Raw genomic sequence first — 19440 nt, forward strand, 5'->3', positions numbered from 1 at the left:
AAAATGGATTATTATTTAGAATCATTAAAAATGCATGAAAAAAATAAAGGTAAAATTAGTGTTGAGTCTAAAGTGTCAGTGGAAAGTTATGAAGATCTATCTTTAGCATATACACCTGGAGTTTCAAAACCATGTTTGGCAATTAGAGATAATGAAGAAGATGCGTATAAATACACATCTAAGGGAAATATGGTTGCAGTGGTTTCAGATGGTTCTGCTGTTTTAGGTCTAGGAAATATTGGTGGATTAGCTTCGATGCCTGTTATGGAAGGAAAAGCTATACTCTTTAAAGAATTTGGAGGCGTAAATGCTTTCCCAATCTGTTTATCTACTCAAAGTGTTGATGAGATAGTAAATACTGTTATAAATATTGCACCTGGCTTTGGAGGAATTAATCTAGAAGATATATCTGCTCCTAGATGTTTTGAAGTTGAAAAAAAATTAATAGAAAAGTTAGATATTCCAGTTTTTCATGATGATCAACATGGAACTGCGATAGTTACATTGGCAGCTCTTATTAACTCTTTAAAAGTTGTTAATAAGGATGTTTCAAATGTAAAAGTAGTTATCAATGGTGCAGGTGCAGCAGGAGTAGCTATTGCTAAACTAATGGATAAATTTGGAGTAAAAGAAATATTACTTTGCGATAGCAAGGGGATTATTAGCAAAAATAGAGATGACTTGTCTAAATATAAAATTGATATACTAAAATTAACGAATAAAAACGATATATCTGGTAATCTAGAAGTTGCCTTAGAGGACGCAGATGTTTTTGTAGGTGTTTCAGTTGCAGGGGCACTAAAAAAAGAGTATATATATACTATGGCAAAGCACCCTATCATATTTGCTATGGCAAATCCAGTACCAGAAATAATGCCAGATGAAGCCATAGCAGCTGGTGCCGCTATTATTGGCACAGGAAGATCTGATTTCAATAATCAAATCAATAATGTGTTGGTGTTTCCGGGAATTTTTAAAGGCGCCTTGGAAATTAGAGCTAAAAAAATAAATGAAGATATGAAAATAGCGGCTGCTGTTGCTATCGCAAATATTATAGACAAAGATGAACTAGATGCAGAGTATATTATACCTAAAATATTCGATAAAAGAGTAGTTGAGTCAGTATCCCAAGCGGTAAAAGATGCGGCATTGAAAACAGGAGAAAATATTTAATATTTAATATTATGCGATTATTTTTTATAAAAAAATTTTGAAATAATTACTTGTCATTATAATCTCCTTTAAGTACATAATAAACTTTGAAAGGAGTTGTGATAAATATGAAAGCAAAATCAATTATGACAAATAAAATAGTAGTAGTTCAAAAAGACGATATGATTGTAGATGCAGCAAAAAAAATGAAACAAACTGGTGTGGGAACAGTTGCAGTTGAAGATCAAGGAAAAATTGTAGGTATTATTTCAGATAGAGACATAGTACTTAGAGATGTAGCTGAAAATCAAACACCTGGGCAATCAAAATGTGGTGATATTATGACTAGTAATGTAGCTACAGCTTCACCTGAATCTAGTGTGGATGAAATATCACAAATAATGTCTGAAAGACAAGTCAAAAGAGTGCCAATAGTTGAACAAGAACATATGGTTGGTATGGTATCATTAGGAGATTTAGCACAAACTAAAGGTCAAAAACGTGAAGCTGGTAGTGCGCTGAAAGATATTACAAGTAAACCAGGGTTGCAATAAATACAAAAGAGGATTCCTAAGGAATCCTCTTTTGTATTATTATGCTGTAACATAGAACCTTGCAATTCCTCTTGATTTTTTGTAAAATATAACTACGAATTTAAAAGAGGTGTTATTATTGAAATGGTTATGGAAATTAGAACGAGTATTTGATAAATTTGCTATACGAAATTTAATGATGTATATAGCGGCTATTAATTTAGGCGTTTATTTAATTGAAGTTTTAATTATGCCTGGGTTTAGATACTACTTGTATTTTGATTTATCTTTGTTTTTACAAGGAGAAATCTGGAGAATAATTACTTTTATATTTATACCTCCAGCATCTGGAATTTTTGCTATCATAGTTTTGTATTTTTATTATATGATAGGCTCATCTCTAGAAAATGAATGGGGTACTTCAAAATTTAATATTTATTATTTATTTGGAATGGTTGCAACAATAATTGCATCAATACTCACAAGTTCCCCCGCTATACCAATATACATTAATTTATCACTGTTCTTAGCTTTTGCGCATTACTATCCAGATTATCAGATTTTATTATTTTTTATTATACCTGTAAAAATTAAATACTTAGGTTATTTAAATTGGTTTTTTTATGCAGTTACAATAATTACAGGTGCCTTTCCAGAAAAAGTGTTTGCTCTTGTATCGCTACTAAACTTTTTCTTATTCTTCTATAAAGATTTTTTTGGAGGAATGTCACAAAAAAGAAAAGTATACAACAATCGTCGAAATTATAATGCTCAAATTAGGGAATTTAAAAAAAGAAAATAGAGTGAAACTTTATTCACTATGTTGAGACCTTGAAGTGGGAGTCTTAGTGCCTGTTAATTCGGGATAAATCAGATGATGAACCTCAAGAAACATGCTTTGAGAGTTTCTCGAGGTAGTCGCCAAATGTCTGCAAGCAGTCACTTGGCTCATTACAAAAATTCAAATCTACTATAGTTTAAAAATACTGATTTCCTTTTCTAGATTTACTGATAGATCTTTTAATGACTTAGCAGAATTAGCTAGTTCAACAATTGTAGCGTTTAATTCTTGAGTAGACGCTGTAGTTTCTTGAGTAGATGCTGCATTTTCTTCAGAAATAGCAGAGAGATTTTGAATTGCATCTACAATAGTTTCTCTTGAACTGTCAAGAGTGTGAGTTTTGCTCTGGATTCCTAAAATACCATCCATAGATGCACTAATCCCATCACTTACTTCTAAAAATTTATTTTTTGTTTCATTTAGTTTATTTTGTTGCTCTGCGACGGTTGATTTTACATCTTCCATAATTTCTACGGTTTTTTGAGAATCTGTTAATAAAGTTCCAATAATATCTTTAATCTTATGTGCGGATTCGTTAGATTGTTCAGCAAGTTTTTGGATTTGATTAGCTACTACTGCAAAACCCCTTCCAGCTTCTCCAGCACGTGCTGCTTCTATGCTAGCATTTAGAGAAAGTAAATTGGTTTCGCCTGCTATAGAAGTAATAATCTCAACGGCCTGCTTAATTTCTTGAGCAGATTCATTTGTAGTATCAGTCTGTTTAGCAACTCTCGTAACGGCATCGATTGTAGAGTCATTGGAATCGTTTAGTTCATCAATAATAATAGCAGCATCCTTGCCTGCACAATCCATTGTTGAGCCAATTGAGTTAAGTAGTTCAACATCTTTTACTATCTGTTGAATCAATTCGCCAATAGTAACAATATTAATAGAAGCTGTTTGTGTTTCATCTGCTTGTGACATTGCTCCCCTTGCTATATCTTCAATGGCCTTGCTAACTTCGTCTGTAGTGGAGCTAGTTTGTGAAGCTGTTTCATCAAGGTTATCTGCTGAACGAGCTAAGGTATCAATAGAACTCACAATATTACCTATTACGTTTACTAAAGAATCCCGCAGAATTACAACTGATTTACCTATAGTACCTATTTCATCTTTTCGGTTCAATACCTTTTCTTCTACTATATGATTAAGATTTCCCAGTGCAACTTCACTAAGAGAGTTTGTAACACTATGTAAAGATTTGATTATACTTCTTGCGATTAAAATACAAATAATCATCGATAATATCATAATAATAAGTGCTATGGAAGCTATCTTTAAAATTTCACTATTAATTGTTGATGAAACAACTGTACTTGGTTTACCCGCAAAAACCATACCAATAATTGTTCCGTCGCTATTTTTTAATGGAGAATAGTATCCATAATAGGGAACCTCATTTATAATTACATCTGTGTCGAAATATTGTTTCCCTTGTTTATAGACGTTTTCTAATACTTCATTTGAAGCTTTTGTTCCAATTAGTCTATTACGTTCACTATCTACAATTGATGTTATAATCCTAGTATCTTGAAAAAAGATAGTTGAATCAACTCCTGCATCCTTTTTTAGCTGATCTATAATTTGATAATCGCCACTGATCATACCTTGACCTTTAAGCAAGTTGCCATTTTCGTCTAGAGTATAGTCACCTTTAAAACTATGTTCATAGGCGCTAGCAAGAGAGACCGTTATACTTTTTAAACCTTCTTCTACCTCATATTGCATACCATGTGTTAAAGTTATAGAAGCATACCAGGTTACTATAGTACCTAAAATAAGTACAGGAATAACTGACATACTAAGTAAAGTCAAAATTAAGCTGTTTTTTTTCTTTTTCATGTCGATCTCCTTTATTATGTATATTATTTACAACATAGATTAGTTGAGAAATAATTGTCAATTCTTTAAGACATAATAATATACTAGAATAATTTTTAATTCAATGTAAATATTAAACCCTAGTATTGGTAAATGTTTCATAATGTATACTTATATAATTTTATAAAAAAAAGCCCCCATATAAGGAGGCCGTATACTATTTAGTGGCTCGATAATACGCATATGTCATAGGTTCTATTTTATTTATGTTTTTACCACCTACAATACTAACAATATAAAGGGTATGTGTACCTAAATCTATACATTTATCTCTTTGAACTTCACATTCTACATAACCAATTGTATTAGTTAATACAGGTAAATTTAATTTCTCAGAAGTTGTATAGTCGATTCCCTTAAATTTGTCAATATTTCTACCTGAATTGTATCCAAATCTTTTAACCTCGTTATGGTTATTATTTCCTAGGAAATTCACTGCAAATACTCCAGAATCTAAAATATACTCACTAGTTAAATGATTCTTGTTTATTCCAACTGCTCCTTGTAACGGTGTGTCAGTCATTTGAACAAAACTATTTGAAGTCATACCATTTATTTTTTCGCCACTAAAAGATGTGATAATATATAAACCATATGTGCAATTAAATAATATTTGTTGAGTTGCTTGTTTTTCATCTTCGGATACCTGTATTTCTTCTGTTAATAATTCAAATGCCTCAGAACTAGCACCGCATACAGGGCATATATCTGGTGGCAATTCTCCTTCATGAATATATTGACACACTTTACATTTCCACTTTTTCATTTACAATCTCCCTTTCAAAAATATCATAACTATTATTACCCAGACATGATAAAAATTAAACTATATGTTAATAATAAAGTTTATACTTATAAATTTTATCTCACACCGTATATCAGTGAAGATATATTTATCAGGGAGCAATACTAATACTATAATATATTTAGGAGGATTAAAATGGCTGATTTAATTAGTAATATTAAGGCAGTGAGTCAGAGTAAGACAAAAACTATGGTGAAAACAAGAGGTTTAGCATAATAATTGACGAACCTGAAAATGTAGGTGGAACAAATCAAGGAGCAACACCAATAGAATACTTATTAGCAGCATTTTCAGGATGTTTAAATGTAGTGTGTCATGTAGTTGCAAAAGAAATGGGTATAGAATTAAATGCACTGGAAATTGATATACAAGCGAATTTAAATCCGAATAATTTTATGGGAAAGTCTGATAAAGAAAGAAGTGGTTTTAAAGAAATTACTGTTTTCATAAAACCAGAAACTAGTGCTGACGAAATATTACTGTCAAAATGGCTTAAAACAGTTGAAAATAGATGCCCAGTGAGTGACAATATTATGAATATAACACCTGTTAAAATTGAATTAGCTTAGATATCTAATTTGGTAGGTGTTCAGGTATTTAAAGTTAGATAAAAATAGTTTGTACTAAAAACATGTATAGTATAGTTCCACCACAAATACTAAGAAGGGTGTTTTTTTTCCATACATGAACTATAATGACGAAAAGTATAGCTATAATCTCGCCCATTCCATATGGAAAAGTAAGTAATGAGATATTTTTAAGACAATAAATTATAAGCATCCCAATAATTGAATAAGGAAGTACATCACCTAAATATAAGATGTATTTAGGTGTTTCTTTATTTGAAGGAAAAATAATAAATGGAACTAATCTAGTGAAAAAAGTCGTGGTTGCCATAATAATTATTGTTATGATTAAATTAGAGTTTGTTAACATTGAGGATCCCTTTCTTTTGCCGGTTTATTTTTTACGGTAAGGGTAAATAAAATTGCTATCATTGATGGTATGATAAAATTATTTGCACCAAAAATAATAAGGCATAATAACGAAGCAAAAACGCCAATTAGGGCAGGCGTATGATTAGTATTTGATTGCCATTGATTAATAAAAATGACTACAAATAAAGCTGTCATAGCAAAATCGACCCCTTTAGAATTAAAAGTAAATAGAGATCCTATTATTCCACCAATAGCAGAGCCTAATATCCAATAGCTTTGATTTAGCAGTGCAATAAAAAAATAAAACCAATTCTTATCTAAATTTTTAGGTGATTTAGTAGAACAAAGCAAAGAATAAGTCTCATCGCTTAATGAAAAGATCATATAAAATTTTTTTATTCCCATATCATTAAATTTTGTTATCATAGATAAACCATAAAAAAGATGTCTTGCATTTACCATTAAGGTTAGTAACATGGTTCCCAAAGGATCAAATATACTTGTCAACAAACCTACTGCAACAAATTGCATAGATCCTGCATAAATAAAAACACTCATAAGGATAGCCCATATGTAATGATAGCCATTGCTAGATAATAGTATGCCAAATGCTATCCCCAAGAACAGATATCCCATTAGTACTGGGATAGTATACGGAAATGCTGCTTTAAAAGCCTTTAACTTCATATGTACTTTGCTCCTTCATATATTACATAGAAATATATTATATATCAAAATTTATTAGCTATCAAGAAGCTATCTATCATGGTAAAAATGTTATGGGTCTAAACTCAAAATAAAAAGTAATTAAGAGCATATTACGTATATAAAAGGGTATAAATAATTTAATTACTATAAATAATTTATGAGGTGAAATAAACATGGACAAAACTTCAATCAATGCTATAAGATTTCTAGGTGTTGACATGGTTAATAAGGCAAACAGCGGACATCCTGGTATTGTATTAGGTGCTGCACCAATTATGTACACATTATTTTCTAAGCAACTTGCATTCAATCCAAAAGAACCTAATTGGTTTAATAGGGATAGATTTGTGTTATCTGCAGGTCATGGGTCAGCATTACTTTACGCTACACTACATTTAAATGGATATGATATACCTATGAAAGAACTAAAAAATTTTAGGCAATGGGGATCTAAAACTCCTGGACACCCAGAATATGGACATACGCCGGGAGTAGATGTTACCACTGGTCCTTTGGGTCAAGGTATCGCGTCAGCTGTAGGAATGGCAATTTCAGAAAAATATCTTGGTGCAGTATTTAATAAAGATGATAAAAAAATTGTGGATCATTATACTTATGTTCTATGTGGAGATGGAGATCTACAAGAGGGTATATCCCTAGAAGCTATAAGTTTAGCAGGTCATCTTGCTTTATCTAAACTTATAATCTTATTTGATTCAAATGATATTCAGCTTGATGGGCCAGTCAATATGGCAAGTTCAGAAAATATTAAAGATAAATTTGAGTCAATGAACTGGAATTATATAAAAGTTGATGAACCAGAAGAACCCAATAATATAAATTTGGCTATTGAGAAAGCTAAGAATAATCATACAAAACCTACTTTAATAGAGGTAAAAACAATAATAGGACACGCTTCTCCTCATGCTGGTAAAAGTGCTACTCATGGTGCGCCATTAGGTGAAGAAAATACTGTAATAACAAGACAAAATCTAAGTTGGAAACACGAACCATTCGACATCTCACAAGAGATATATAATCATTTTACAGAAGAAAATAAAGAAAAAGGTATCGTTGCATACGAAAATTGGAATAGTCTATTGCAAGAATACACCAAGAAATATCCTGAACTCGGTAAAATTATAAAACAGATTACTAACAATGGAGTAATAGATATTGATTTTGATAATGTATTCAACTCATACAAGCCTAAGTCATCAGTAGCTACTAGAGTATCCTCAGGAGAAATACTAACACTACTTCAAAAAGAAAGTCCATTACTTATAGGAGGAAGTGCTGACTTATCGTCTTCTACAAAAATAAAAGGAATTAATGGAGATTTTAGTATAGATAATCCAGGTGGAAGGAATATAAACTTTGGAGTTAGAGAACACGCTATGGCTGCTATAGTAAATGGATTAGTCCTTCATGGTTTAAAAGGGTTTTCAGGTGGATTTTTTATATTTAGTGATTATATGAAACCAGCAATGAGGTTAGCTGCATTAATGGGGATTCCGTCAATATTTGCATTTACCCATGATTCTATAGCAGTTGGAGAAGATGGACCTACACATGAGCCTATTGAGCAATTAGCAGGACTTAGAGCAGTTCCAAATATGGATGTAATAAGACCAGCCGACACAAATGAAGTAATGGGTGCTTGGGAACTTGCTATTACCTCAACGACTGGACCAACATCTATTTTACTAACTAGACAGGATCTTCCAACTTTAGAGAATTCTAAAAGAGAAGAAGTTAAAAATGGAGGATATATAATATCAAAGGAACAAAAAAACATAGATGCTATTTTAATTGCAACAGGTAGTGAAGTGTCATTAGCTATCGAAGCTCAAAAAGTATTACTTGAGGATGGGATAGATACAAGAGTAGTATCATTGCCTTCATTTAAAAGATTTGAAGAACAAGATGAAAAGTACAAGAATACTATAATACCAGCAAATATTAAAAAAAGGGTAGCTATAGAAATGGGATCTTCTTTTGGATGGCATAAATATATAGGATTAGAAGGTAAAACCTTAACCATAGATAAATTTGGAGCAAGTGCACCTGGTGGTGAAGTAATCGAGAAATATGGTTTTACTGTAGAAAATTTAGTTAAATTAGTCAAAGAATTATAGTAAAATATAAAGCTCTGCTCATAAAGCAGAGCTTTTAGACTGACGACAAATCTCAATCTCTGCGTCATTGTAAAAGTCCAACACGTTTACGTATGTTTGTATACGCTGCGTCCGTTAGACTTTTTTATTCCTTGACCTTTAACTTTCTCGACAGACTGTTATTTTAGATTATAGATGCTTTAAGAGGTTAAAATTAGTAAGTAGATATAAACAAATATCCAAGATAATCCTTGACATCAAAATTAAAATATGTGAAAATAAATATATTAGCACTCAGTATAGAAGAGTGCTAATAAGTATTATATACAAATGATGGGAGAGATAAAAATTGACTGCAAAAAAACAATTCCAAGCAGAATCTAAAAGACTTTTAGATATGATGATTAACTCAATTTATACTCACAGAGAGATTTTCTTGAGGGAGCTAATATCTAACGCTAGTGACGCTATTGATAAAACATATTATAAGGGGCTAAATGACAGTTCAGTTAGCTTTGAAAAAGAGAATTACTTTATAAAACTTAGCATCGATAAAGATAATAGAACTTTGACTCTTTCTGATACTGGTATTGGAATGAGTAAAGAAGACATGGAAGAAAATCTTGGTGTGATTGCAAAAAGTGGATCTCTTGCTTTCAAAAAAGACAATGAGATTAAAGATGGATACGATATTATTGGGCAGTTTGGTGTTGGTTTTTATTCAGCATTTATGGTTGCTGAAAATGTTACAGTGCTTAGTAGAACTCAAGAAAGTGATCAAGGATATAAATGGGAATCTCAGGGAGCAGATGGATATACTATTGAACCTGCTACCAAAGAAACCGTCGGTACAGATATTATTTTAAAAATTAAAGAAAATACAGAAGATGAAAACTATGATGAGTATATAGAAGAATATAGAATAAAAAGTATTATAAAAAAATACTCAGATTTTATTAGATACCCAATAAAAATGGATATAACACAATCAAAGCCAAAAGAGGGTGTTGAAGGAGAATATGAAGAATATTCAGAAGAACAAATTATTAATAGTATGGTACCTATTTGGAGAAAAAATAAAAATGAATTATCGGATGAAGATTATGAGAATTTTTACTCGGAAAAACATTATGGATTCGATAAGCCTATAAAACATATCCATGTTAGTGTTGACGGAGTGGTAAGCTATAATTCTATTTTATACATTCCAGAAAGCATACCTTTCGATTATTATACAAAAGAATATGAAAAAGGATTAGAGTTATATTCAAGTGGAGTTTTAATAATGGATAAATGCCAAGAATTATTACCTGATTATTTTAGTTTTGTAAAAGGAATGGTTGATTCTGAAGACTTATCTCTTAATATATCCAGAGAAATATTACAACATGATAGACAACTCAAATTAATTGCTAAGAACATAAAGAATAAAATAAAAAATGAACTTCAAAATATCTTAACTAATGAACGAGAAAAGTATGATGGATTTTATAATTCATTCGGAAGACAATTGAAATTCGGGGTTTACAGTGATTATGGCAATCATAAAGAAGACCTACAAGATTTGATTATGTTCTATTCATCAACAGAGAAAAAGATGGTAACATTAAACGAATATGTAGAAAGAATGCCTGAAGAACAAAAGTATATTTATTATGCATCAGGGGAATCAATAGAGCGTATAGAGAAACTTCCTCAAACAGAATTAGTATCTGATAAAGGGTATGAAATTTTATACTTCACAGATGATATAGACGAATTTGCAATAAGAATGATAAATATGTACAAAGAAAAAGAATTTAGATCAGTCTCAAGTGGAGACTTAGGAATTGAAACAGAAGAAAAGGAAGAAAGCGCTGATACTCAAGAAGAGAATAAAGCGTTACTTGATTCTATGAAAGATATCTTAAAAGACAAAGTAAAAGACGTAAAAATCTCTAAACGATTAAAGAACCATCCGGTTTGCCTTGCAAACGAAGGTGATCTTACTATTGAAATGGAGAAAATACTTAATTCTATGCCCAATAATCAAGATGTAAAGGCAGAAAAAGTATTAGAAATTAATGCAAATCACGAAGTGTTTGAAAAATTAAAAAATGCTTTAGAGAACGATAGTGATAAACTAGATTTATATACCAATTTATTATACAATCAAGCACTTCTTATTGAAGGCTTGCCAATTAGCGACCCAGTAGAGTTCACTAACAATATATGTAAAGTAATGATGTAATAGGAAGTTATAAATTATAAACCGGTTATTTAAAAAATAACCGGTTTATTGTACAAGAGATCTAAAATGTCACACGTATAAAGTTTCTATTTAAAAAGAGGAGGCAAAGAAACTGTGTTTCAATATTATCATACGGATATTTTACTGAAAGGTGACAAAAAATATATTATAAATAGTACTAGATAAGCCATTAAAACTGTGTTATATTTTTATATGAAGAATAATTCAGTTCAATATAAAAGGGTATAGCATAGATAGGAGTAGCTAAGAAGCTTATACAGCTACAAAAATAATTAAAGAACAAATTAGTTTTATTTAGACCACAGTTTTTTACATGGGGGCATGGCGCAGCTGGGAGCGCGTCTGACTGGCAGTCAGAAGGTCAGGGGTTCGAATCCCCTTGTCTCCACCAAATAATAGAATATATATTATATTTAGAAACCCACTTATACTAGTGGGTTTCAGCATTTTTTAAGTATTATTTTAACAATTTATATTGACTTAAAGTTTCCAAAAGAATATAATTTGTAATATAAATAATAATTACAAATACATAACTTAAATAGGAGGTTATTATGAATTTAAGAGAGAATGTTATGGCAATCTACAATGGTGAGCAACCTGATTACTATGGAGATTTGATGGCGGCAGTGGAGTTTATTACTGATCCACAATTTTTAAAGGATTCTATTATTCCACAGGATGGAAAAGAATACAAAGATTCATGGGGAACAGTGAAAATGTTTTTGCCAGGATCACCAGGACCGCATCCTCATTTAACTCCTGAAAACATAGTGATTAAGGATATTGAAAAGTGGCAAGAACAGCTTATAGTACCTTCTATCGAAGATTTTGACTACTCTGAATTAAAACAGCAAGTAGATGCTATAAATAGAGATGAAAAATTAGTATGTTTTTTTTGTCCAGCAGGGATTTTTGAACGTAGCCATTTTCTAATGGGAGTTGAAAATGCGTTGATCAGCTATCTGGAATATCCAGATGAAATGAAAGCATTGCTCCGAGTCATTGCAGATCATAAAATAGAATATATTAAAAGAATTGCTAAGGAATGTCAACCAGATATTATCTTCTATCATGATGACTGGGGTACAAAGCAAAATCTTTTTCTTCCTCCATCTGTATGGAGAGAGATCATTAAACCCCTTCAAAAGGAGATTTCAGATGCGATTCATGAATGTGGAATGATATATATGCACCATGCGGATTGTATATGTCAGCCAATAGTGAAAGATATGGTTGAAATTGGAGTCGATATTTGGCAAGGAGTTATCCCACAAAATGATATTGTAGAAATTCAACGAATTACTGAAGGAAAATTAGCTATGATTGGTGGCATTGATGGACCCAAAATCGATATTGAGAACATAACAGAAGAAGAGATTAGAGCAGAAGTTAGACGTGCAATCGATACCTATTGTCCGGGCGGACGTTTTTTCCCTTCTATACCTAATGGAGTATGTTTTAGAGAATGGAATAATGAAATCTATTTTGATGAATTAAAGTCTTATGGAAAAATGTTTGCTGAGGAACACCCTGTTAAGATGCAGAATCAAGTTTAAATGCTATTCTTTATGAGACTTTCAACTTTGGCACTTGGCTGAATTCAAAAAGAGGTAAGAAATTTATGGTAACCTTGATTAGTCATTCGCATTAAACTACTTGGTGGTATTTGTGAGTTTGTGAGTAAATTCAGAAAAGGGAAATACAGAAAAGGGAAATACAGAAAAGGGAAATACAGAGAGAGAAGTTAAATATTTGACACAAATAGAAACTCACTGATACTAGTGGGTTTCAGAGTTTTTGAGGGTAAAGTAACCGTACACCAATAATAGCACTAGTGCCTGATCAGTTCTGTCAAGCCAGTAGTCAATTTTATAATCGTTTCTGCAATGAAATATGGCGACTTTTTCATATCATCATCTAGCCATTTTTGTATAATTCCGAGGCAACCTGTAAGTTGAAATGCGTGTATATATTCTGCGTCTTCCTTAGATATTGAACTGTTCTTTGTAATTTCATTGATGCTTTTTTCATATACTAGAGTGAGTACACGTTTTTGGAATTTCAAATCTCCTCCATCACTAAGTAAGAGCTTGCACAGCTTAGAGTTTTCTTTGATATATTCAAATATCTTCTCGACCATGTCAACTGGGGGAGTATGTATATCATCATTAGTATAGGCGGAAAGATGCATTTTTATATTTTCGAATAAATCATCTTGTATTTTGTTTAATAAATCAAATTGGTCATTATAATGGGCATAGAAGGTGCCACGATTGATGTCGGCAATTTCGCATATTTCTTTTACATAAATTTGCGAGATGTTCTTTTTTTCAAGTAGCTTAATTAAACTCTCTCTTAGTACCATCTTTGTATAAATGACTCTTCTATCGTCTTTTTTGCCCTTCATCATGTTCTCCCATTCTTCAAAATATGCAAATATCGTACATAATTATTATATATGTTTATTAACTTACACTATTTAAGTATATGATTGTTGATTATTAAACACAATGTCATTATACTATATATAGATACAATTATCAACATAGTGTTCAATTAAAACCAAAGTGTTTGTGTAGAGACATGATTCTTTGCACTTGATTTTAAGGAGGATAGACAGTGAGGAGAATTTCGGGACTGGTAACAAGACATAAAAGAATCGTATTTTCTGTATTTCTTACGCTGGCATTGATTAGTGCAGTATTTACTACACTTGTTTCGGTTAACTATGACATGGTAGATTATCTACCACAGGATGCTCAGTCCACCATAGCCATTTCTATTATGGAGGAAGAATTTAGCGGAGACGTACCCAACTCGAGGGTCATGCTTATGGATGTCGCAATACTGGAGGCACTCGACTATAAAAAGAGTATTTTAGCTATACCTGGAGTCACTTCGGTAAGTTGGCTGGATGACGTTCTTGGTAAGAATATACTGTTAGCAACGCCACTGGAGTTTTTAGATGCTTCAATTACTGACAACTACTACAAAAATGGCAATGCTTTGTTAAGTGTATCTATCGAAAGTGGAAAAGAATCAGCGGTGATGGAATCAATCTACGACCTAATCGGTGAAAACGATGCTGTGGCAGGCGATGCTGCTAATGCTTCTGCTACGCAAGATATGGCAGTATCAGAGGTTTTAAACGCCATGATTATTCTGTTGCCTACTATAATTATCATTCTGATCCTTTCCACCACGTCGTGGATAGAGCCACTGTTATTTTTATTTACCATTGGAATAGCTGTGATTATTAATATGGGCACTAATGTGTTTTTTGGTGAAATATCTTTTATAACACAAACGGTCAGCCCGATTTTACAACTTGCCGTTTCTTTAGATTATGCCATTTTCCTACTACATAGTTTTAACGATTACCGAGAATCACATGAGCCTGATAAGGCCATGCAACTTGCTATGAAGAGGGCACTACCAACGGTGGCAGGAAGCGCAGCTACGACAGTTATTGGTTTTTCAGCATTGATGTTTATGCGCTTCGGTATAGGATCGGATCTAGGTATTAATCTGGTGAAAGGTGTTATTCTGAGTTTTCTGTCCGTAATGATTTTTTTACCAGCTTTAACACTAGTGAGCTATAAACTTATTGACAAAACACAGCATAAAAACTTTGTTCCTAGCTTCTATAGAATTGGCAAAGGACTTATGAAAGCAAGAGTGATTTTCCTTATATTGGCTCTTATTGTAGTGATACCGTCATTTCTTGCTCAATCTAGCACAGGCTTTATGTACGGTATGGATGGTATAGCTGAAAGTTCTCGCGTTGGTAGAGACGCAGCATTGATTGAAGGGGAGTTTGGGAAAGAAAATCCCCTTGTACTTTTGGTACCAAAGGGAAATCCAGGTAGGGAAACCGAGCTTTGCGACGAGCTTTCTTCTATTCCAAATGTGACGAGTGTAGTTTCCTTTGTAACAGCTGTAGGTGCTGAGATACCTCCACAGTATGTTCCTGAAGAAGCTCTCAATCAATTTTACTCTCAAAATTACTCGCGTATTATTTTAAATACTGATAATCCGGAGGAGGGCGAGCAATCCTTCGATACTGTTCTATCAGTGATGGACACCGCCGCACTGCATTATGACACCTATTATCTGACCGGACAAAGTGCAACACTGTTTGATATGAAGGACGTGGTTGAGGTTGACACAGGTATTGTCAATCTAGTGGCTGTTTTGGGGATCTTTGTAGTTTTGCTGATTACATTCCGCTCGCTAACAATTCCAATATTTTTGGTGTTTAGCATAGAAACGGCAATATGGATAAACCTTTCTTTTGGATATTTTACTGATAGTACATTGAGTTTTATAGGATATCTTATAATCAGTACCGTACAACTTGGTGCGACTGTGGACTATGCCATTCTATTGACTAACAGATACTTGATTGAGAGGAAAATACTACCAAAAAACGACGCCATGTTGAAAACACTTTCTGACAATTTAGTAGCGATTCTCGTATCTGCGTGTATTCTTGCCACAGCAGGTTTTACTCTTGGGGCAACATCAAGTAACCCAATTATTTCAGAACTTGGTATATTGCTTGGCAGGGGAACGGCTTTATCCTTTGTCATGGTAGTTTGTGTATTGCCTGCTCTACTTGTTATTTTTGACAAGGTTATTGAAAAAACAACGTTGAAAAACGACTTCTATATCGACAATACAGATAATTCTATTTGAAAAGGAGTTTAAAAATGAAAAAGTTTCTATCTATATTTCTAACGGTAATTTTTATTTTTACTGTGACTGTACCGGTCATTGCAGCAGAGCCACCTACACAAAAAGAGGAGGTAGTTTATGGTACATTAGGTTTGGAGGGAAGTGTAAATAGCATTTATGTAGTTAATAGCTTTAAGGGTGGAATGATAACTGATTACGGTAGTTATAGCACCGTGAGAAATATGACATCGTCGGAAAAGCTGACACAAACTAACGATATGATTACAATTAATACCACAGATGACAGTTTTTATTATCAGGGAACTCTTGAATCCAAAGAGTTGCCCTGGAAAGTTTCCGCAGATTATCAACTGGACAAAGACGAAATTTCGCCTTCAGAGCTTGCAGGGAAAAACGGCGCCTTATCAATTACAATATCTATTACGCAAAATGAATCTATAAATCCTGTATTCTACGAAAATTATATACTTCAAGTATCCTTGACTTTCGATTCAGATAAGTGTACAGATATAGTATCGCCCAATGCCACCATTGCTAATGCAGGTAAAAACAAGGTGATCACACATACGGTTATGCCAGGAGAAATCGGGGAGATAACAATAACGGCAAATGTTCAGGATTTTACAATGAGTGGGATTGAAATATCCGCTATGCCGATTTCCATGAACATTGAAATGCCTGATACCGACAGTTTGGTTGAAGATATGATTAGTATGTCAGATGCTGTGAGCAATCTGAATAAAGGTGTAAATCAGTTGTCAAATGGCATTACACAAACCTATTTGGGAGCGCAAAAATTAGATGATGGATCTTCGGAATTTGCTGATGGATTATTGAAACTTAGTAATAATTCGGGGGAATTGATTAATGCATCGACTCAGATTAAAGGTGCTCTGTCAGATATTGCAAAGAATATTGATGGAGAAAGCACTGGTGAATTTGATTTAGGTGACCTAGCCGCGTTACCTGATGGATTAAGGCAACTTGAAGGCGGATTAAGAGAAATAACCGATGGTATGCAAACCTTGAAAAGTGGGTATAACACTGCCTATTCAGCCCTTGATTCAACAATATCGACCATACCGGATACGGATATAGACCCTACTGAACTCTACACAGAGGTACACGGTAACGATCAATTGAGCGCCTCACTTGACAAGCTAATGGAGTATTATGTAGCAGGTAAGACGGTCAAAGGTACTTATGCTTCAGTAAAGGAAGCTTTTGAAGCAGTTGATAGTAGCCTTGATACTATAGCAAAATCTATCGATATAATTGCTGAGATTCTTTCGAAAATGGCAAATGAAATAGAGCAATCTTTACATGGAATAGATGTTGGAGAGCAAATTCAACAGCTGAAAGATGGAATGTCTAAGTTATCAAATAGCTATTATCAATTCCATACAGGCCTTAGTGTATACACGAGTGGAGTTAAGAGCATTTCCGGAGGATACGACGAGGTACATACAGGTATCAACTCGCTTACGAAGGGTATTGGAGATTTAAGCATGGGAGCTAAAGACTTAAATGAGGGCACAAGCAAATTAAACGACGCGGTGGCTGATATTCCTGATACTATACAGGTGGAAATAGAAGAAATGACAAAAAATTATGATCGGTCTGATTTTACTCCTAAATCCTTTGTATCTGACAAAAACACTGACGTAACCCTTGTGCAATTTGTATTAAAAACTGCTCCCATAGAACTGTCCGAAGAACTAAAATCACCTGACACAGAGCCTGAAATGTTAACCTTTTGGCAAAAACTATTAAACTTGTTTGGTTTATATTAGAGCTATGCCTATAAATTACACTTAATAGTAGATTAACCAAATATAAGTCCAAATAGATATATCAGAACCCATTTAGAAAACAAAGGGGTTCTGTATTTCTTGTTAGGATTACACTATAATTTTAATTTTATTTCCTTATATTTTTTCTCGCCTAATTTATAAAGCTCTTCTTCTTCTTTTGTATTAATAACTAATTTAGGTACTTTTGAAGGTTTTCCATCTACAAGGTGAACCATAGTAAAAAAGGCAGTTAATGCTGGTTCTTGATCTGAAGACTCATCTAATCTGTCTACCACAACATTTACCATTACTTGCATAGAGGAAGTTCCCACATAAGCTAACTGACCAGTGCAGGTGACAATATTTCCTACATGAACAGGTTTGTGGAACTCTATTTCATCTACTCTTGCCGTTACAACAGTACCTTTTGTATGTTTCACACATACGATGCCTGCAATATTATCCATGATTTTCATTAGTTCACCACCATGTACATTACCTAATGAATTGCTGTGGATAGGATCCATTATCATGCAAGTTTCTGCACTAGCGAAAGTTATTTTATTATTCATGATTGCTCCTTATTTACTCTATCTATGTTTGTAATTGTATTAGAGATAATTATTTAGATACTGCAACACTTCTAAAGCATTGCCTTTAAATGCAATTTTATTACTCTTTTTTTCTAGCTGATGCAGATACATAGGATCATAGTACCCTTGTAACAAAATTTTTATCCAGGCATTATGTTTATCATGCTTTCCTGTGTTTAATTGATCTGCATAAGCAGAGTTTAAAGCAGTAACTACTGCACTGTAGCGTTCAAGGCCAAGCCTTTTTTTTATTTTATTTATACTTTTGCTGATAGACAAATGCCATTTTTCTAAACCAGTATCATGTCCAAAGATTTCTAAAAATTGACTCTGAGCTTGTAAAACATATTCATCCAATGTCAGTTTAATACGTTCTTGTAATGGAGCTTCTAAGACTATAACTGGACCAGAATTAAAATGTTCTGCTAAATCTTTGGGAAAAAAACATTTTCCAATGTTACGACCTTCATCCTCGAGAATCATATGCCTATATTCACTGCTTTTATGTTGAATAAGAGCATAAGCTAAATTGTTTTCGAAGTTAATTTGAGTAGGTTGAGGTGAGGTGAATTTTCCAAAAGAAGACCCTCTATGATTGGCAATATCTTCTAGATCAATAGAATTCTTCAACTTTTTTAGCAATATGGTTTTACCTGAGCCTGTATAACCACCAAGTATGATTGGTTTGCTCTTTTGAGCAGCAGGTCTTAAGGCATCTATTAAATAATTTCTGAATGATTTATAACCGCCCTTGAGTCTTGGAATAACAATCCCTGTATTATCTAAAATCCACTGTTGGCTAATTTGAGATCTTTGTCCACCACGAAAACAATAGAGCAAGCTTTCAGGATATAATGTTAGATAAGATACCCACGCTTCAATTCTACTTTCCTTCGTTTTGCCTGATACTAATCTATGGCCTAATTTTACTGCTTCTTCATTTCCCTTTTCTTTATAACAAATACCAACTTCATGGCGATCTTCATTATTCATAAGGGGCAAATTAATTGCATTTTTGAAAGCGCCTTTGTTGTACTCAATAGGGGCTCTTACATCTATTAAAGGTATTTTATTCATTACTATTTGATGGAAGTCTTCAAAAGTTTCGTTACACATATCCTTCATGA

At 33.0% G+C, this 19440-nt stretch carries 16 protein-coding genes and 1 tRNA gene; 10 read left to right on the forward strand and 7 right to left on the reverse strand.

What is annotated here, in order from left to right; genetic code table 11:
* Positions 1–3: 3 nt before the first annotated feature.
* From GC105_RS07875 to GC105_RS07885, 3 genes are all read left to right on the forward strand, one after another.
* On the forward strand, positions 4–1173 hold the full coding sequence (locus tag GC105_RS07875) for an NAD(P)-dependent malic enzyme (protein WP_152803441.1): 1170 nt from the start codon (positions 4–6) through the stop codon (positions 1171–1173).
* A 107-nt stretch (positions 1174–1280) separates the two neighbouring features.
* A complete protein-coding gene (locus GC105_RS07880) occupies positions 1281–1706 on the forward strand; it encodes a CBS domain-containing protein (protein WP_152803444.1) in 426 nt (141 codons plus the stop codon).
* 118 nt (positions 1707–1824) lie between these two features.
* Complete coding sequence (locus GC105_RS07885; protein ID WP_152803446.1) at positions 1825–2487, forward strand: rhomboid family protein; 663 nt, start codon at positions 1825–1827, stop codon at positions 2485–2487.
* A gap of 168 nt (positions 2488–2655) precedes the next feature.
* On the opposite strand, the gene GC105_RS07890 is transcribed toward GC105_RS07885, so the two are convergent.
* Both GC105_RS07890 and GC105_RS07895 read right to left on the reverse strand, forming a co-directional pair.
* Positions 2656–4368, reverse strand: coding sequence for a methyl-accepting chemotaxis protein (locus tag GC105_RS07890; protein WP_152803448.1), 1713 nt, complete (start codon positions 4366–4368; stop codon positions 2656–2658).
* A 196-nt stretch (positions 4369–4564) separates the two neighbouring features.
* On the reverse strand, positions 4565–5173 hold the full coding sequence (locus GC105_RS07895) for a flavin reductase (RefSeq protein WP_152803450.1): 609 nt from the start codon (positions 5171–5173) through the stop codon (positions 4565–4567).
* 305 nt (positions 5174–5478) lie between these two features.
* Here GC105_RS07895 and GC105_RS17225 point away from each other — a divergent pair, with 305 nt between their 5' ends.
* Positions 5479–5781 carry an OsmC family protein gene (locus GC105_RS17225; RefSeq protein ID WP_343029992.1) on the forward strand — a complete coding sequence of 101 codons (303 nt, stop codon included), beginning with the start codon at positions 5479–5481 and terminating at the stop codon, positions 5779–5781.
* 34 nt (positions 5782–5815) lie between these two features.
* Here GC105_RS17225 and GC105_RS07905 read toward each other — a convergent pair whose 3' ends face one another.
* Both GC105_RS07905 and GC105_RS07910 read right to left on the reverse strand, forming a co-directional pair.
* Positions 5816–6148, reverse strand: a complete 333-nt coding sequence (locus tag GC105_RS07905) for a branched-chain amino acid transporter permease (RefSeq protein ID WP_152803452.1) — start codon at positions 6146–6148, stop codon at positions 5816–5818.
* Positions 6142–6837: an AzlC family ABC transporter permease gene (locus GC105_RS07910; protein WP_152803454.1), complete on the reverse strand. Its 696-nt coding sequence runs from the start codon at positions 6835–6837 to the stop codon at positions 6142–6144. Before GC105_RS07910 ends, GC105_RS07905 begins: the two co-directional genes overlap by 7 nt.
* A gap of 194 nt (positions 6838–7031) precedes the next feature.
* Between GC105_RS07910 and tkt the strand changes: the two genes are divergently transcribed.
* The 4 genes from tkt to GC105_RS07930 all read left to right on the forward strand — a co-directional run bounded on the left by tkt (position 7032) and on the right by GC105_RS07930 (position 12785).
* Positions 7032–8996, forward strand: coding sequence for a transketolase (gene tkt, locus GC105_RS07915; RefSeq protein ID WP_152803456.1), 1965 nt, complete (start codon positions 7032–7034; stop codon positions 8994–8996).
* Between the two features lie 328 nt (positions 8997–9324).
* Positions 9325–11205, forward strand: coding sequence for a molecular chaperone HtpG (htpG, locus tag GC105_RS07920; RefSeq protein WP_281350096.1), 1881 nt, complete (start codon positions 9325–9327; stop codon positions 11203–11205).
* Between the two features lie 336 nt (positions 11206–11541).
* Positions 11542–11617 (forward strand) — tRNA-Ala (locus tag GC105_RS07925).
* A gap of 163 nt (positions 11618–11780) precedes the next feature.
* Complete coding sequence (locus tag GC105_RS07930) at positions 11781–12785, forward strand: uroporphyrinogen decarboxylase family protein (RefSeq protein ID WP_152803458.1); 1005 nt, start codon at positions 11781–11783, stop codon at positions 12783–12785.
* Positions 12786–13060: 275 nt separating this feature from the next.
* On the opposite strand, the gene GC105_RS07935 is transcribed toward GC105_RS07930, so the two are convergent.
* Positions 13061–13636 (reverse strand): TetR/AcrR family transcriptional regulator, encoded by a 576-nt coding sequence (locus tag GC105_RS07935; protein ID WP_193708330.1) that lies wholly within the window; start codon positions 13634–13636, stop codon positions 13061–13063.
* 212 nt (positions 13637–13848) lie between these two features.
* Between GC105_RS07935 and GC105_RS07940 the strand changes: the two genes are divergently transcribed.
* Together GC105_RS07940 and GC105_RS07945 are read left to right on the forward strand one after the other, a co-directional pair.
* On the forward strand, positions 13849–15927 hold the full coding sequence (locus GC105_RS07940) for an MMPL family transporter (protein ID WP_207706960.1): 2079 nt from the start codon (positions 13849–13851) through the stop codon (positions 15925–15927).
* 14 nt (positions 15928–15941) lie between these two features.
* Entirely contained in the window at positions 15942–17720 is a 1779-nt protein-coding gene (locus GC105_RS07945; protein WP_152803462.1) for a YhgE/Pip domain-containing protein, read from the forward strand.
* A gap of 113 nt (positions 17721–17833) precedes the next feature.
* Here the strand turns inward: GC105_RS07945 and GC105_RS07950 are convergent, their stop codons facing one another.
* A complete protein-coding gene (locus GC105_RS07950) occupies positions 17834–18292 on the reverse strand; it encodes an acyl-CoA thioesterase (RefSeq protein WP_152803464.1) in 459 nt (152 codons plus the stop codon).
* A gap of 39 nt (positions 18293–18331) precedes the next feature.
* Entirely contained in the window at positions 18332–19438 is a 1107-nt protein-coding gene (gene mnmH, locus GC105_RS07955) for a tRNA 2-selenouridine(34) synthase MnmH (RefSeq protein ID WP_246169779.1), read from the reverse strand.
* Positions 19439–19440 lie beyond the last annotated feature (2 nt).

This window comes from Alkalibaculum sporogenes (assembly GCF_009362815.1).
GTDB lineage: Bacteria > Bacillota > Clostridia > Eubacteriales > Alkalibacteraceae > Alkalibaculum_A > Alkalibaculum_A sporogenes.

Bases quoted from the DNA above. Each gene is read 5' to 3' on its own strand.
- GC105_RS07875 (WP_152803441.1), top strand. From the start codon at position 4: ATGGATTATTATTTAGAATCATTAAAAATGCATGAAAAAAATAAAGGT.
- GC105_RS07880 (WP_152803444.1), top strand. From the start codon at position 1,281: ATGAAAGCAAAATCAATTATGACAAATAAAATAGTAGTAGTTCAAAAA.
- GC105_RS07890 (WP_152803448.1), bottom strand. From the start codon at position 4,368: ATGAAAAAGAAAAAAAACAGCTTAATTTTGACTTTACTTAGTATGTCA.
- GC105_RS07895 (WP_152803450.1), bottom strand. From the start codon at position 5,173: ATGAAAAAGTGGAAATGTAAAGTGTGTCAATATATTCATGAAGGAGAA.
- GC105_RS07905 (WP_152803452.1), bottom strand. From the start codon at position 6,148: ATGTTAACAAACTCTAATTTAATCATAACAATAATTATTATGGCAACC.
- GC105_RS07910 (WP_152803454.1), bottom strand. From the start codon at position 6,837: ATGAAGTTAAAGGCTTTTAAAGCAGCATTTCCGTATACTATCCCAGTA.
- tkt (WP_152803456.1), top strand. From the start codon at position 7,032: ATGGACAAAACTTCAATCAATGCTATAAGATTTCTAGGTGTTGACATG.
- GC105_RS07930 (WP_152803458.1), top strand. From the start codon at position 11,781: ATGAATTTAAGAGAGAATGTTATGGCAATCTACAATGGTGAGCAACCT.
- GC105_RS07935 (WP_193708330.1), bottom strand. From the start codon at position 13,636: ATGAAGGGCAAAAAAGACGATAGAAGAGTCATTTATACAAAGATGGTA.
- GC105_RS07945 (WP_152803462.1), top strand. From the start codon at position 15,942: ATGAAAAAGTTTCTATCTATATTTCTAACGGTAATTTTTATTTTTACT.
- GC105_RS07950 (WP_152803464.1), bottom strand. From the start codon at position 18,292: ATGAATAATAAAATAACTTTCGCTAGTGCAGAAACTTGCATGATAATG.
- mnmH (WP_246169779.1), bottom strand. From the start codon at position 19,438: ATGAAGGATATGTGTAACGAAACTTTTGAAGACTTCCATCAAATAGTA.